General features: G+C 37.1%; 15 protein-coding genes. 10 read left to right on the plus strand and 5 right to left on the minus strand.

What is annotated here, in order from left to right:
- Positions 1-18: 18 nt before the first annotated feature.
- From KGF86_RS12675 to KGF86_RS12690, 4 genes are all read right to left on the minus strand, one after another.
- Positions 19-1029, minus strand: coding sequence for a FecCD family ABC transporter permease (locus KGF86_RS12675; protein WP_211742094.1), 1011 nt, complete (start codon positions 1027-1029; stop codon positions 19-21).
- On the minus strand, positions 1026-2006 hold the full coding sequence (locus tag KGF86_RS12680; RefSeq protein ID WP_246521538.1) for a FecCD family ABC transporter permease: 981 nt from the start codon (positions 2004-2006) through the stop codon (positions 1026-1028). The genes KGF86_RS12675 and KGF86_RS12680 overlap by 4 nt, the downstream gene beginning before the upstream one ends.
- A 175-nt stretch (positions 2007-2181) precedes the next feature.
- Positions 2182-3108, minus strand: a complete 927-nt coding sequence (locus tag KGF86_RS12685; protein WP_186868934.1) for an iron-hydroxamate ABC transporter substrate-binding protein — start codon at positions 3106-3108, stop codon at positions 2182-2184.
- 4 nt (positions 3109-3112) lie between these two features.
- On the minus strand, positions 3113-3904 hold the full coding sequence (locus tag KGF86_RS12690; protein WP_186868935.1) for an ABC transporter ATP-binding protein: 792 nt from the start codon (positions 3902-3904) through the stop codon (positions 3113-3115).
- A gap of 231 nt (positions 3905-4135) precedes the next feature.
- On the opposite strand from KGF86_RS12690, the gene KGF86_RS12695 reads away from it, so the two are divergent.
- Positions 4136-5188, plus strand: a complete 1053-nt coding sequence (locus KGF86_RS12695; RefSeq protein WP_186868936.1) for an NAD(P)/FAD-dependent oxidoreductase — start codon at positions 4136-4138, stop codon at positions 5186-5188.
- Between the two features lie 126 nt (positions 5189-5314).
- Positions 5315-5563 carry a hypothetical protein gene (locus tag KGF86_RS12700; RefSeq protein WP_425516492.1) on the plus strand — a complete coding sequence of 83 codons (249 nt, stop codon included), beginning with the start codon at positions 5315-5317 and terminating at the stop codon, positions 5561-5563.
- 429 nt (positions 5564-5992) lie between these two features.
- Here KGF86_RS12700 and KGF86_RS12705 read toward each other — a convergent pair whose 3' ends face one another.
- Entirely contained in the window at positions 5993-6229 is a 237-nt protein-coding gene (locus tag KGF86_RS12705) for a small acid-soluble spore protein Tlp (protein ID WP_211742096.1), read from the minus strand.
- Positions 6230-6847: 618 nt separating this feature from the next.
- On the opposite strand from KGF86_RS12705, the gene KGF86_RS12710 reads away from it, so the two are divergent.
- From KGF86_RS12710 to KGF86_RS12745, 8 genes are all read left to right on the plus strand, one after another.
- The gene (locus tag KGF86_RS12710; protein ID WP_186868938.1) at positions 6848-8920 is read left to right on the plus strand and encodes a cation:proton antiporter; all 2073 of its coding nucleotides are present in this window, start codon (positions 6848-6850) and stop codon (positions 8918-8920) included.
- A 232-nt stretch (positions 8921-9152) separates the two neighbouring features.
- Positions 9153-9860, plus strand: coding sequence for a VanR-ABDEGLN family response regulator transcription factor (vanR, locus tag KGF86_RS12715; RefSeq protein WP_186868939.1), 708 nt, complete (start codon positions 9153-9155; stop codon positions 9858-9860).
- Positions 9853-10950 carry a sensor histidine kinase gene (locus KGF86_RS19680; RefSeq protein ID WP_425516493.1) on the plus strand — a complete coding sequence of 366 codons (1098 nt, stop codon included), beginning with the start codon at positions 9853-9855 and terminating at the stop codon, positions 10948-10950. Before vanR ends, KGF86_RS19680 begins: the two co-directional genes overlap by 8 nt.
- Positions 10951-11093: 143 nt before the next feature.
- The gene (vanG, locus tag KGF86_RS12725) at positions 11094-12149 is read left to right on the plus strand and encodes a D-alanine--D-serine ligase VanG (protein WP_211742097.1); all 1056 of its coding nucleotides are present in this window, start codon (positions 11094-11096) and stop codon (positions 12147-12149) included.
- The gene (locus tag KGF86_RS12730; protein ID WP_211742098.1) at positions 12146-12706 is read left to right on the plus strand and encodes a M15 family metallopeptidase; all 561 of its coding nucleotides are present in this window, start codon (positions 12146-12148) and stop codon (positions 12704-12706) included. The genes vanG and KGF86_RS12730 overlap by 4 nt, the downstream gene beginning before the upstream one ends.
- On the plus strand, positions 12682-12900 hold the full coding sequence (locus tag KGF86_RS12735) for a hypothetical protein (RefSeq protein ID WP_211742099.1): 219 nt from the start codon (positions 12682-12684) through the stop codon (positions 12898-12900). The genes KGF86_RS12730 and KGF86_RS12735 overlap by 25 nt, the downstream gene beginning before the upstream one ends.
- A 4-nt stretch (positions 12901-12904) precedes the next feature.
- The gene (gene vanT, locus KGF86_RS12740; protein ID WP_211742100.1) at positions 12905-15040 is read left to right on the plus strand and encodes a serine racemase VanT catalytic subunit; all 2136 of its coding nucleotides are present in this window, start codon (positions 12905-12907) and stop codon (positions 15038-15040) included.
- A 196-nt stretch (positions 15041-15236) separates the two neighbouring features.
- Positions 15237-16436 (plus strand): aminotransferase class I/II-fold pyridoxal phosphate-dependent enzyme, encoded by a 1200-nt coding sequence (locus KGF86_RS12745; RefSeq protein ID WP_186868943.1) that lies wholly within the window; start codon positions 15237-15239, stop codon positions 16434-16436.
- The last annotated feature ends 32 nt before the right edge of the window (positions 16437-16468 follow it).

The following is a 16468-nucleotide window of genomic DNA, read 5'->3' on the forward strand; positions in this document are numbered from 1 at the left end:
TAAAATGAAGCCCCATTACTAGATTCGTTTCATTAACAAATAAATAAAATAGGGTGCGCCGATTATAGCTGTCATGACCCCAGCTGGGATCGCTTCATCTGGTAACAAATTTTGTCCAATCACATCTGCCAGCAATAATAGAAATCCACCTAAAAGTGTTGCAATTGGGATGAACAATTGATTTCTTGGTCCTACTAGTGCTTTAGCCATATGTGGGGCCATCAGCCCGATGAAAGCAATTCCTCCCGTTACTGCTACTGCTGCTGCAGCCAAAGCCGTTGCTGTTATCAATAAGGAAAATCGTTCTTTCTCAATCGATATGCCAAGCCCTGTGGCAACAGGCATATCCATGGAAAGAATGTTTAACCGATTTGCCTTATAGATGGCGTAAGGTATAAGTAAGATTAACCAAGGAAGTAATGCTATAATAAAAGGCCAATCTGTCCCCCATATATTGCCTGCAATCCACTTTGAAATAAAATCTACCTTTTCCCGTTCTGCGGAAGAAATGACAACAATCATAACACCAGAAAGTGCCATCGCGAATCCAACCCCAACTAATACTAATCGGATTGGATGGAATCCACTATTTCTCTTATAAGATAAAAGGTAAATAATTACCGCTGTAACAAATGCACCAATAAAAGCAAGAACTGGTAATAGATATACAAAGTTACCTGTATCTATTGGAAAATATAAAAAGAAAATAGCAATTACTACACCTGCTCCCGCATTTATTCCAATTATGCCCGGGTCTGCTAGGTCATTTCTAGTAATCCCTTGTAAAATAGAGCCTGACACCGCTAATGCTGCACCTGCAAGAATGGTAATTAAAATCCTTGGCAATCGCACCTCGAATAAAACAAAGTGTTCCTTAAAACTTCCTTCACCAAATAATATTGGAAGAATTCTATCAAAGGAGACGGAGGAATAACCTATTCCCATGGATATTATCGCAGTAATGACAATCAGAACAAGCAATGAGAAGAATATGATTCGCTGTTTTACTACTAGTTCTGGACGGATCATGAGAATACCTTGCCCCCTCTATGTATCACGATTAGGAAAAATGGTAACCCCAATATAGCGACAATCGCAGCAACCGGTGTTTCATAAGGGGCATTTATCGTTCTCCCAGCTAAATCAGCTAGCATCATAAAAGTAGCACCTACTATAGCAGAAAAAGGAATAATAACACGATAATCCGTCCCTACCATTGCACGCACCATATGGGGAATCATTAATCCAATAAAGACCATATTACCAACAAGTGCTACCGCTGCACCTGTTAAGAGGATGATTACAACGAATAAGACAGCCTTAATTTGCCTCGTTTTCTGGCCCAACCCTACCGCAACATTTTCATGTAAACTTAGGATAGTCAGCTGCCGTGAGAATAGGATAGCAACAATAATTCCTATCATAATAACAGGTATAATAACCAATAGTTGCTTCCAAGTTGTCCCTATCAACCCACCAGAAGTCCACATCGATACATCTTTAGCTATTTTAAAATAAATACCAATAGCATCCGAGATCGCAGTTAATAACGCTGTCACCGCAGCACCTGCTAGTACAATTCGAAACGGTGAGAATCCACCTTTTTTCATGAGTCCAATGCCAAAGACGAGTAAAGCACCAATAGCAGCTCCTAGGAAACAAGCAAGCATAATCGAGAAATAATTAGCAGAAGGAATAGACGCTATGGTGATGGCTAATGCCAAATTCGCTCCAGCTGTTAGTCCCAGCAATCCAGGATCTGCTAAAGGATTCCTTGTTAATCCTTGCATAATCGCACCAGCCACTGATAAAGAAGCCCCAACAAACATCGCAGCTACTACCCTTGGAATTCTAAGCTCTCGAATAATGGTTATCTCATCTGTTTGATTACTTGAAGTTAAGGCTAGCCACACACTTTGAAAATCAATGTCTGCGGCACCAAATAATAAAGATGCCGCAAACCCAATGACAGCTATAGTGATCGTGATCAAAAATTTATATATCATGAATTGTTTACTCATCTTAACCCCGAACTTTCTTCCTTAAGACTTATTAGAAAAACGCGCATGTGCTCGTCCTTTAACGAATATGTTCGTTTTTCTTATGCTGACGGGAATAATGTTTATACTTTCCGATTTCCGAAAAAGAGACTCCAATAGCGAATCCCTTCTCTATCTTTGTTTAATTTTCCTGAAATGCCTTGATAAATGTTTCTAATTGAAGCTCTAATGTAAGTGGATCATTAAAGTAAAATTCGTTCGCATTTACTTCAATTACATTTCCATTTTTCACTGCTGGAATAGATTGATAGGTTTCCGTCTCTAAATAAGCATTCTCTTGGTCAGAGAAACTACTAACTACCACATAGTCACCGATAAACTCTGGTAGCACTTCTGGAGAAATTGCATGGTAACCCGCTTCTAATGCAGTTTCTCTTACCTTATCTGGCATTTTCAACTTCATCTCTTGATAAAGAATTTCAGTTCCACGTCCCCAATTATCGCCGTATACATATATTTGCTTATCATAGCCTTCAATTACCGAAACGGTTAATTCCTCACCCAAACGAGAACGTATATCCTCTCCAGCTGCTACCGCACGGTTTTGGAAGTCTTGAACCCATTCTGTCGCTTCTTTTTCCTTGTTTAATAATTTACCAATTTCAATATGCTGTGTAAGATAATCTACCTTGCCATAAGTGAAGAGTACAGTAGGGGCTATCTCACTTAATTTATCCATATTTTTCGTATTGGAAAGACCAATAATTAAGTCCGGCTCTAATTCAATTATTTTTTCTAAATCTTCATCTGATACTTGTTCTACATCCTTTAACCCCTCTTCAAAACGAGGATTTAGCTTACTCCAAGCATCGACACCTACTAAATTAACATCCAAAGCCATCACATTTCCTGCAAAGGACGAAAGAACAATGACACGCTGTGGGTCTTTAGGCACCTCAATCGGGCCATTTTCAGATTCATAGATGATTGTCTCCTCCCGCTTCGAGTCGACCTTATCTGACTGCTCACTTTCATTAGACGTTTCCTTCCCACATGCACTAAGAACTAGTAGTACTATAAGAACAACTAATAGAATTATCTTTTTCATAACATTACTCTCCCTTAATTAAATTATAGGTAATACATATCGGTTTATTGGTTCTCGGGTCTTTTTCAACCACCGCATCTATCTGAAATACTTCCTTCAGTACTTCATGACTAATTACTTCTTCACTAGAACCCGAACGAACAATTTTGCCGTTTTTTAACGCAATAATATAATCAGCAAATCGTGCAGCTTGATTTAAATCATGCAGCACCATTACAATTGTCCTTCCCTCCTCCTTATTCAATTGTTGTAAAAGTTCCAACACCTCTAATTGATGTGCCATGTCTAGATATGTAGTCGGTTCGTCTAAGAAGATAATTTCTGTTTCCTGCGCGAGCGCCATAGCAATCCAAACCCGTTGCCGTTGTCCTCCTGATAACGAATCCACGGATTCATACTTAAATTCAGCTGTCCCTGTTTTCTCCAAGGCCCGATCAATAGCATCCAGATCTGACTGATTTAATCTCCCAAATCCCTTTTGATAAGGAAACCGTCCATAGGATACTAGCTCTCCAACCGTTAAACCTACCGGAATTTCATTAGTTTGTGGAAGAATGGCCATTTTTCTTGCTAGTAATCTCGTATTCTCTTTTAAAATGCTTTTGCCATCTAACATAATTGCTCCGGATTGATGAGAAATTATACGTGTTAACGCTTTTAATAATGTCGACTTCCCACAACCATTTGATCCGATAATAGTTGTTATTTTCTTATCGGGAATCTCAAGTGATAGGTCATCTATAATGATTCGTTCCCCATACCCTAAACGAACACGGTCTGTATGTAATCTATGCATAATTACCTCCCATAATAGAAAAACTCCCACTTTAACAATTAGTAGCTTTTCTTTGCAGGCTGGAAAGATTATTGTATTCCTTCTGCAGAAAAATCGAAAAAAGCGTTGATAATGATTCTCATTTTCGTTTACAATCAATAATATAATGAAAATGATTCTCATTGTCAATTGAAGATTTAAAAAGTTTGTTATGGTGATAAACCAATCATGATAATCGAGGAGCGGTAGACCATGTCTAATGACATATTTGATGTAACAATAGTTGGCGGGGGCCCTGCAGGACTCTTTGCCGCATTTTATAGTGGATTACGAAATATGAAAACAAAGATTATTGATTTCCAACCACAATTAGGTGGAAAAGTACATATTTATCCAGAAAAAATGATATGGGATGTCGGGGGGCTAACACCTGTTACAGGTACGAAATTAATAGATCAAATCGTGGAGCAGGGTCTAACCTTCAATCCAACAGTCGTATTAAATGCGAAAGTAGAATCTATTCAAAAACTTGACGACGGACAGTTCCTATTAACGGAGTCATCTGGGAGAGAGCATTTGTCTCAAACCGTTATCATTGCAACTGGAAGTGGTATTTTACGCCCACAAAAGATTAATATAAAAGGTGCCGAGCGCTTTGAAATTTCAAACCTTCACTATACGATAAAATCGTTAAGGAAGTTTAAGGACAAAACGGTTCTCATATCAGGCGGTGGTAATACAGCTATTGATTGGGCAAATGAATTAGAGCCAATCGCCAGAAAAGTATATCTTACCTACCGAAAAGATGAAGAGCATTTAAAGGGACATGAAGCACAAATAATACAATTATTAAACAGTTCAGCAAAATGTTTTTTCCATACATCGATAACAAATTTCTTAGCAAACAAGAACCAGGATAAAATTGAATATGTAGAACTATATAACGATAAAACGAGTGAAGCTATTCAACTGGAGGTAGATCATGTCTTGATCAACCATGGATTTGATCAAGATATATCCCTTATAAAAAATAGTCCACTGGAAATTAATTTAATTGATGACTTTTATATCGAGGGTACTTCGATGAGCGAAACATCGATCCCTGGCCTTTTTGCGGCTGGGGATATTTTAAAGCACGATGGTAAATTACATTTAATTGCTGGTGCATTTCAAGATGCTGCCAACGCAGTTAACAGGGCAAAGCTATTTATTGAACCTAAAGCTAATGAAATGGCTATGGTCTCCTCACATAATGAGGTTTTTGAAGAAAGAAATAAAGATTTAATAAAGAAGTTAGTCAAATAACTGCTATGCTCACTAAAATTTGTAACTATTTCTAGGTTGATACCCAAGCAATCTCCATTCCCTTACATACATTACCATATGGGCCAATTAATCACTAAAAAAATCTTTTTAAGGAGGAACATATAGATGTATGAAGGATTATATTCAATGCAAGCACAAAACGACGAAAGAGTATTTAGACCTCGGCCTTTCGGAAGGCCATTCGGATTCGGTAGACCGTTCGGTTTTGGTCGACCATTTGGGTATGGATATGGGTTTGGAGCACCATTTATTGGAGGCGTATTAGGTGGGCTCTTAGGAAGCGCTCTAGTCCCGCCGTATGGATATGGTTATCCGTTTTATGGATATGGGGCACCATATTATCCTTACTATTAACAGTTAAAAAGATTAATAGCAATCACTTAGTAAAACAGCAACTCACCAGTGTGATCGATTCGGTTTGAAAACTACCACATTCGCTTGTCTTTATGCAAATGTGGTAGTTTTCTTCTGCACGGTTAAATAATAGATCAGGCATCCGGTTCTCGGTTACCTTTTTTGGCTTTCCTTCCTCATTTCGGTAACTGGGGGGCGCTCTCTGTTTCCTTTTTCGGCTATCCTTCCTCATTTTCGTAACTGAGACGCTCCCTCTGTTTCCTTTACCACTCATTCCTACTCATTTTGGTTATCGAAAAGCACTTTCTCTTATCTTTTTCACCGTGTCCCATTATAAAGGCTTTACTTCCTCATCTGTCAAAAAAGCCCCCTATTGGCAAAACAGAATTTTCACCAAAATGGGGAGCCTATATATATCCGAAAACTCACTTAAATATCACCTTTCATTCGGTCATTCATCTCGTCTAACATCTCTTCCTTCATCGCTTTAATAGATTGTTTTCTATGTTCATTTTTCTGATTGATGCGTTCTTGTTCTTCTGAGCTTACATGCTCCATACTCATTTCTGCCTCGTGCATTTTTGCTTCTGTTCTTTCCATCATGTCGTGTAATCTTTCCACATTATTCTTTCGATTATCAGGTTTAGGGGTTTTTTGATCACTCATTACGGACCTCCATATTTAACTGCTTTTAATGGTAGTTTGGTTCTGCTTCTTTTTTATATACGAAAAAAGAAGCTTCCTTCTTCCCTAAATCACTTTTTCATAATCTAACGTATCCCGATAGCTAGCCTTATCAAGACTTAAGAGCGTATGTAAGTAATCTATTCTCCCAAAAGCCTCCACTGGTTGAGCTACATAATATTGCACATACTATTCTTTCGACACATTGGCTTTTACAAAATCACTTCAGCTCCTAGCTTTTTACACTTTCTGCCGTTTCCTTTCCATCCTTCTCGTTATAATCTAGCAAGCTTAAACAATAACCTTTAGTAGCTAACTTTAATGCTATAGCACTACAAGTCAGTTGCTGCACCGGTAAATAAACAACGTTACTATCCTCTTCCCTCCTAATCTTACGCTACTTATGGTTCACCTTATTTATCGCTAGCAGTAAAAACGCTTACACTGTTATGTTAGATTTAAATAATAAATTAGGAGGAATTTTATACCCAATATTAAAAGACATTTAATGAATAATTTCGTTTAAAATATTATATAGTAGAATTTTAAATTGATACTTTAAAGGGGCTACTATAAAAATTTATTAGGGAGGGAGATTTTTTGATAAAGCTTCCAATTGATGAACCGGTTATTATATTTGCTATCGCAATGGTTATCTTTTTAATTACTCCAATATTGATGAAAAAACTGAGAATCCCTGGCATTATTGGCCCAATTCTTGCTGGAGTCATTATTGGCCCGCATGGTTTTCATCTTCTTGAACGAGATCAGACCATTGTATTATTAGGTACAATCGGATTGTTATTTATCATATTTATTGCAGGTTTAGAGCTAGATATTGATGGCTTTAAAAAGTATCGGAGTCGAAGTATTTTATTTGGATCCATCTCCTTTACTATTCCACTTGTCTTAGGAACTTGTGTTGGTCTTATATTTGATTATAGCTTAACAGCTTCTATCCTTCTTGGTTCCATTCTTGGCTCACACACACTTCTTGCTTATCCTATTGCCAGTAGACTTGGAATTGCGAAAAACAAGGCAGTGACCACTGCTGTTGGAGGTACACTTCTAACGGATACCTTCGCCTTATTAATATTAGCAGTAGTTACCGGTGCTGCAGCCGGCCAATTATCACTTCATTTTTGGGTGAAAATGACAATCTCATTAATCGTTTTTGTACTCATTATTCTTTGGGGAACTCCAATATTATCTAGATGGTTTTTCCGAAACTCTGAAAACGAAGGTGTAATGAATTTTACATATGTCATGGTTATTCTCTTTGTTTCCGGATTTTTAGCGGTTATTGCTGGCATGCAACCAATCATTGGGGCATTCTTAGCAGGTTTAGCATTAAATCGTTTTGTACTTGAACATGGAACATTAATGAATCGAATACGCTTTTTAGGTAATGCACTATTTATCCCATTCTTCTTATTATCTGTTGGGATGTTGATGGATTTAAGTGTATTATTTAACAACCCAAGAGCATGGATTATTACAGGAGCAATTGTACTTTCTGTCATTATAGGAAAAGCACTAGCACCAATCCTTATTAGCAAGATTTATAACTACTCTAAGAAAGAACGTAATGTCATGATTGGGTTAACTGTTCCACAGGCGGCAGCGACACTTGCTTCCACATTAGTTGGTTTTGAAGTTGGCCTGCTTGACCAGGCAACGGTTAATGCTGTTATTATCATGATATTAATAACTTGTATTGTAGGACCATATTTCGTGGAAAAATACGGTAGAAAGTTAGCATTAAAAGAAGAACAAAAGCCGAGTGAAAGAAAGCAAAGTCCTGAACGTGTTCTTATCCCTTTGGCCAATCCACAAACAATGGAATCGTTACTTGACCTTGGGAATATGATTAAGCATTCGCATACAGATGAACAGCCTTTGTATCCTCTTACTGTCGTTCAAAAGGATATTACTACGGCACATGATGAGGTCGCTCAAGCTGAAAAAATGTTAGGTCACGCCGTTATGTATGCTGCTGGTGCCGAGATACCAGTTCGACCGATAACTAGGGTAGATCAAAACGTGTCAAACGGCATCATTAGAGCCATAGCAGAAGAAAGAATTAATACGGTTGTAATTGGATGGGATGCCGAGAGAAACTCAAATAAATTATTTGGAAGTGTTATTGATCGCTTTGTTGACCAAACAACACAAACGGTATTAGTTACCAAGTTAGGCCACCCATTACAAACAACGAGACGAATTATTTTAATTATTCCGTATGGGGCAGATCATAAACCAGGATTTATGGATGCATTGGAACGAATTAAACGATTAACCGCGAGCCTAAGTGCTTCCTTATTAGTTTTAGTAATAAACGATTCAACTGACACATATGAAGAATATCTGAAGCAAATTAAACCAGAGCCTCCTACCGAGATACGAACAATAGATAGCTGGAAAGCGTTGCAGGAAGGTTTGGAAACAAGGTTAGTAGAGGACGATATTATTGTTATTTTAAGTGCAAGAAGAGGCACAGTTGCTTGGCATCCAGAGCTTGAAGAATTACCCAAGAAATTAGCAATTGTCAATCCAGAAAGCTTCATCATTTATTATCCACGAGAAGAAGAGGAAGTGGATATTAGAGGCTCAAAAGGTATTGAAGTACCAAAAGAAGTGCTAAGGAAAAAAGACTATGAGGAGTATAACTGATTAAAAGATTATGCTAATAAATTGTACACCTTTAAAGCAGGCAGCTTATCGGTAATTAGTAATCCTTTTACAACAAGCTAATAGACCATTGGAGCTCCAATGGTCTATATTTTTATTTTCATACTAATCTTCCCTAATCTGAACAAAGCAGGGATTAACAGTTCTTTCCAATCAAATTATGATATAATCCAATTGAGTTACAGTCTAATCCATTAACAATGAAGGTGAGAACATGACAGCAGAAGTACTTGTTGTAGAGGATGAATACGAAATTGCAAATTTAATCGAAGTCTATCTTACGAATGAAGGTTTTAACGTTCATAAATATGCTAATGGGAAAGATGCATTAGCAAGTATTGAATCCACTACTTTTGATTTAGCACTATTAGATATTATGTTACCTGAAGTAGACGGTTTCACGCTATGCCAGCGGATTAGAGACCATTATCATTATCCGATTATTATGCTAACCGCTAAAATAGAGGATATCGATAAAATCACTGGACTTACACTCGGTGCAGATGATTATATAACGAAACCATTTAATCCACTTGAAATGGTAGCACGAGTTAAAGCACAATTAAGAAGATACAAACGATATAATCATACCGAATCAACTGAAAACATGACAGTTTCTAGTGAAAAGGTATATGATTTTGCTGGATTGTACATTAACAAAGACAAGCATAAATGTTTCCTCTATGGAAAACAACTAGCCCTCACCCCTTTAGAGTTCTCCATCTTATGGTACCTTTGTGAAAATAAGGGTAAAGTGGTTTCCTCTGAAGAGCTATTCGAAGCGGTTTGGGGAGAAAAATACATCGATAACAATAACACCGTAATGGCCCATATTGGTCGTCTACGGGAAAAGATGAATGAAAAGGCTAGAAATCCTAAGTTTGTTAAAACCGTTTGGGGAGTTGGCTATACGATTGAATAAGCGAGATTATTTAGCAAAAGACTTAACGAGAGCTATATTTCTTAGATTCGTATATATGGTCGTTATTTTTACAGCACTGCTAATATTTACATATTTCATAGCGGGATTCTTATTTTCAAGATTCATCTGGTATCCTGGTGAATACATATATGAATTAATACTTAGTCCAATTAATAATAATCCAATCTTATTCCTATCGGCTTGCTGGATTATAGGATTTATCGTCATTCTTTTTATTAATTGGAAAAGAATTCTATTTTATTTTAATAGCATCGTAAAGGCTAGTAATGAATTAGCTTCTAACAATGAAGACCTCATCCAATTACCAAGAGAACTTCAGCAAGTGGAAGTCCAAATGAATCAAATAAAGCAAGAGGCGATACGAAATGACCGGTTAGCAAGGGAAGCGGAGCAAAGAAAAAATGATTTAATTGTCTATCTAGCTCATGATCTCAAGACCCCACTTACATCTGTGATTGGCTACTTAACCTTACTTCGAGATGAAAAGAACATTTCGGAAGAACTTGTACATAAATACACCTCTATTTCATTAGATAAAGCAATACGTTTAGAGGATTTAATCAATGAGTTTTTCGAGATTACTCGTTTTAATTTAAGCCAACTGACCCTTGAAACTAGTCAAATTAATGTCACTCGAATGCTAGAGCAAATAACATTTGAGTTCCAACCATTAATGGTTGAAAAAAACCTCGAATTTAAGCTCATTTCTCCTACTAGTTTTCAACTAACATGTGATGTTCAAAAAATGGAGCGGGTATTTGATAACATCATTCGTAATGCTGTTAGCTATAGTTTCCCTAATAGCACGATTACGATAGAAGTAAAGGAACTAAAACAAGGCGTCCAAATTCGTTTTGAGAATCAAGGAAATACTATTCCCGAAGAAAAATTAAATCGCATATTTGAACAATTTTATCGTTTAGATTCTTCTAGACGTACTAATACAGGGGGAGCTGGTTTAGGTTTAGCCATTGCAAAAGAAATTGTTGAATTACACCAAGGAACTATATCTGTTTCAAGTTCCAATGAAAGAATTGAATTCAACATCTATATTCCAAACCTCTCGTAGGAATTTTGTAAGAAATTAAAGAGAAATTTAGTAGTTTTTCTTGATGAAATACGAAAGAATAACACTTTTTAGCTTGGTACGATATACGTATCAAGTTAGAAAGTGTTTTTTTGTAACGAAAACATAGAAAAGGAGCATATCAAATGGGAAAAATAAATGTTGCTATTATATTTGGTGGATATTCCAGTGAATATGAGGTTTCACTACAATCCGCCCACGCCATTATTACTAATCTAGATAAGGAAAAATATGAACCGATATTAATCGGGATTACGAAGACTGGAAAATGGCTACGTTATCAAGGAGATGTTGACCACATTCGCAACAATACTTGGTATGAAGACGATTCAAATTGTTATTCGGTAGTGATTTCCCCCGACAGATACGAGAATAAATTAATTGAATTCAAAAAGGATGGAACCGTTCAAATAACCGTAATCGATGTAATCTTTCCTATTCTTCATGGGAGATATGGCGAGGATGGAACACTTCAGGGAATGGCAGAACTATCTGGCATCCCGATTGTTGGATGTAATACCTTATCTTCTGCATTATGTATGGACAAGGACAAAGCCCATCAATTAGTTGCCATGACTGGAATTAAAGCACCTTCATCTGTTGTATTTACAAGGAACTGTTCACAAACGGAAATCTTCGAGGGAACAAATCAATTAAGCTATCCTTTATATGTAAAACCGGTCAAGGCAGGTTCTTCACATGGCATTACAAAGGTTTATCAGAAAAAGGAGCTATCAAACGCTATAAAAGAAGCCTTTCTATATGATGAAGAAGTAATCATTGAAGAAAATATTGAAGGCTTTGAAGTTGGCTGTGCTATTTTAGGTAATCGAGACTTAACCATTGGCCTAGTAGATGAAGTAGAAGTGCCGGGGGGATTTTTTGACTATAAGGAAAAATACTCCCTTGAGCTATCCCAGATTTATGTCCCGGCTCGCATTGATCAAGAGCTTGAGAAAAAAGTAAAAGAAGCAGCAGTCACTATTTACCGCACTTTGGGCTGTAGCGGACTAGCACGGGTAGATATGTTCCTAACGCCAGATAATGAGATTGTCTTCAATGAAGTTAATACGTTTCCTGGCTTTACGACACATAGTAGATACCCGAACATGATGAAAGGAATTGGATTAGAGTTTGCCGATCTTCTAGACAAGCTCATTCAAGTAGGTTTAGAAAAATGACTGTACTTACATTACAACAAGCAGACATCCATAAAGGCTATCAAATACTAGTTAACAGAGAACATCCAATCCAAAATAATGCATATTTTACTAGGAAAATACTACCTATTGGAATAGAGTCTAGTCGAATCCAGTTAGAGAAGAACACTGCAAATCTACTAAACCAGTTACTCAATTCCATTTCTGCCAAAGAGAAAATCGTCTTAGTTAGTGGCTATCGAAATCAAAAAGAACAAGAGGAAATCTATCAATCTTCTTTATTAGAAAACGGTAAACGATTTACGGAAAAATATGTAGCCTTACCAAATTGCAGTGAGCACCAAACAGGATTAGCTATTGATTTGGGCGAACGTGCTGAGAATATTGATTTCATCAGACCCCACTTCTCCTATTCTGGAATTGCTGGGAAGTTCCGTAGAGAAGCAGCAAAATTTGGTTTTATTGAACGATATGGGTTGGATAAAGAAGCGGTTACTGGAATCTCTCATGAGCCATGGCATTTTCGTTATGTTGGATACCCGATGCACAAATCATGCAGGAACAACAGCTTTGTTTAGAAGAATATATCGCATTTATCAAAGATTTTACCTTTGGAGTGAAACACTATCATTATCTTAAAGGTAATCAAAAAATAGAAATTAGCTTTCTTAAGGCAGAGTCACATCCAATAACAATTGACATACCAGACAACTGCTTTTATCAAGTATCAGGAAATAATGTAGATGGCTTTATCATAACGACCTGGGGGTGACTTTATGCAATTCAATAAAACAGGATCCCTAGACATGTTCCGTGTCATCGCAGCATTTCTAGTAATTGCTATTCACACCTCCCCATTGTATAGCATAAATGAAACGGCTGATTTCATTCTCACTCGTATTGTGGGCCGTGTAGCAGTTCCATTTTTTATGATGGTAACGGGTTATTTTCTATACCAAGCAATCCAGAATAAAGACCGTTCCTATATTAGAAGCTCTGTCATTAAGATAAGTACTATCTATGGGCTTTCAATCCTGCTTTTCTTACCTGTGAATTACTATTCTGGCTATTTTCAGGATACGTTCTCCTGGAATAAGCTTGTTAAAGATATTTTATTTGATGGCACGTTTTATCACCTATGGTACTTACCTGCCATGATTGTCGGCATTCTAATTGTAACGTTTGGTATACAACGATTTGGACTTAGAGCTTCTTGGGTTGGGGCAATTGTATTATATGGAATTGGACTACTTGGTGACAGCTATTATGGCCTTGTTCAAACCACCAATTCCCTAGCTACATTCTATGAGTCCATTTTTACTATAGTTGATTACACGAGAAATGGACTATTTTTCGCTCCTATCTTTCTTATATTAGGAATAACAATCGCAAAAACTAATCTAAGTTATTCCATGAAGCATATCCTGATCGGACTATTTTCATCGGGTAGTTTATTTATTATGGAGGGACTTTTACTACATAGTCATTCCTGGCAAAGGCATGATAGTATGTACATCTTACTCGTACCTTGCATGTATTATTTATTTCTTTTATTGAGAAAGCTACCAGGAAAAAGTAGTAAAACACTACGTAACTTATCGCTCTTCCTCTACCTGATTCACCCTTGGATTATTATTCTAGTACGTGGATTTGCTAAAGTTATGAATCAGGAACAACTATTAATCTACCACAGTCTTATTCATTATTTGGTAGTTTGCGGGGTCTCACTTTTAGTATCGATAATTCTAGTTCTGTTATTTTCAAATACCAAAAAAGAGAATCATGTATCCCCCGACAGTAGAGCATGGATTGAAATTGACCTTGGAGCACTTAGACACAATGTGAAGGAGCTTAACCAGACCCTTCCAAGCCAATGTGATTTAATGGCTGTGGTTAAAGCAAATGCGTATGGACATGGGGACGTCATCATTGCACGTGAATTAATGAGGACTGGAATAAAGGCGTTTGCAGTTGCTACTATATCAGAGGGGATACGACTACGACAGAATGGGATAAAAGGAGACATTCTAATTCTTGGATATACCAATCCTAAAGATTTCTCGTATTTAGTAAAATACAAGCTAATACAAACCGTAGTAGATTACGCCTATGCAAAACTGTTAAATGACTATCCGAAAATGATTACTGTTCATATAAAAATTGATACCGGTATGCACAGGCTTGGTATTCCCGTCGAAAACCGTATCGAAATCGAAAAAATATTCCATTGTGCCAATATAAAAGTGGCAGGAGTTTTTACCCATTTATCTACTTCTGATCGTTTACTAGACGAAGACATTCAGTATAGCAAACAGCAGATTCAGCAATTCTACCAGTTAATTGACTCCCTAAAGGAGAACGGATATCAGCCTGGAAAACTACATATCCAATCAAGTTATGGAATATTAAATTACCCCGATTTAACTTGTGACTATGCACGTGCTGGAATCGCCTTATACGGGGTATTAAGCACCCCAGGCAGAACCGGTACTCCAATTCATTTAAAACCGGTATTATCCTTAATGGCCCGAATAGCAGTTATTAGAGAAATAGATTCAGGGGAGGCGATTGGTTATGGAAGACAATATCAAACAAAGTCGAAAATGACGATCGCCACTGTCACCATAGGCTATGCAGACGGAATCCCAAGACACCTATCTGAAAATGATGCATACGTATTACTCCATTCGAAAAAGGCACCGATCATCGGGAGAATATGTATGGACCAATTAATCATTGACGTTTCCCATATAAATGAAGTCAAACAGAATGATATTGTTACGATTATCGGTACGGATGGAGATAAACAAATTCGTTGTGAAGAAATAGCTGATAAGTGCGGTACGATTACGAATGAAATACTAAGTAGATTAGGAGAACGGCTAGAATATCAATATAAAGATAAATTATAACCAGGAAGAAAAGAATCGTTTCATAGCGATTCTTTTCTTCTTATCCTATACGAAAGGACAAAAAGATCCAAATTTTTTCCAAATAAAGCAAATTATCAACATTATTTGCCTTTTATTCAAAATTTTATTTAAAATCCAACATTTTTTGCGGTATACTTTAATCGTAGAATAAAAAAATTAGTTTGGAGGGATTTTCTTGGATCTATTCGATAAAGTGAAGACGTATTCGAGGGCCAAAGATATTTTACGTAATTCCGTATTTCCCTTCCATCCAACAATTGAAGAGAACAATGGACCGCTTGTGAAAATGGATGGTAAAACTGTCGTAATGGCAGGCTCTAGTGACTATCATGGTTTTTCGCAAAATAATAGAGTAAAAGAAGCAGCAATTCAAGCTCTAAGTAAATATGGCATAGGTAATAATGGCAGCCGGTTACATAATGGAACATTGGATTTACATCTAGAGCTTGAGGAAAAATTGGCGAAGTTCCTTGGCAAAGAAGCTGTCATCACCTTTAACACCGGTTATCAAACTAACCAAGGCGCTATTGTTCCTTTAATAGGAAAAAATGATGTCATTTTTAGTGATCGAGACAACCATAACAGTATAGTACAGGCAGCATTAATTTCACGTGGGACATTTCTGAATAAAGACCAGATTATTCGTTATAGACATAATGATATGAATCACCTAGATCAATGCCTAAAAAAAGCACCCGATGATCACGGAAAACTAATCGTTTCAGATGGCGTATTTTCCATGTCAGGTACGGTAGTTGATCTTCCAAATATGGTGGAATCCGCTAGAAAAACAAATGCAAAAATAATGCTTGATGATGCACATGGAATTGGTGTTATCGGAAATAACGGAGCTGGAACGGCTAGTTATTATGGTTTAGATAATGAAGTAGATATTATTGTTGGTACACTTTCAAAAGGATTTGGTTCCTTTGGGGGATTTATTGCTGGAAGTAAAGAGCTTATACATTATTTAACGTATACAAGTTCTGCCTATATTTTCTCAGCCAGCTTACCTTCTGCAAATGTTGCGGCGGCTATGACAGCGCTTGATATATTACTTGAAGAGCCAGAACGTATCGATAAAATACAAGCACTAACGCAAACGCTTCGAGACGGATTGCGCTCACTTGGATATAATGTGCCAGACGGAGTAGTGCCGATTATCCCAATAATATTAGGCGATGACATGCAAGTATTTAAAACATGGGGAGAACTGATGGAGCACGGGGTATATACCAACGTCGCAGTAAGCCCAGCCGTTCCTGAAGGACAGCAAATGATTCGAATTAGATTGATGTCTACCCATGAAGAAGAACACATCGACCAAATTCTAAACGCTTTCTCCAACATAAAGAATCAAGTTTTAGTCTATTAGATTTACTCGATTCACGTTCGGAAGCACTATAA

Origin of the sequence: Ornithinibacillus massiliensis, from assembly GCF_018310345.1 — a bacterium.
Classification (GTDB): Bacteria; Bacillota; Bacilli; order Bacillales; family Amphibacillaceae; genus Ornithinibacillus; species Ornithinibacillus massiliensis.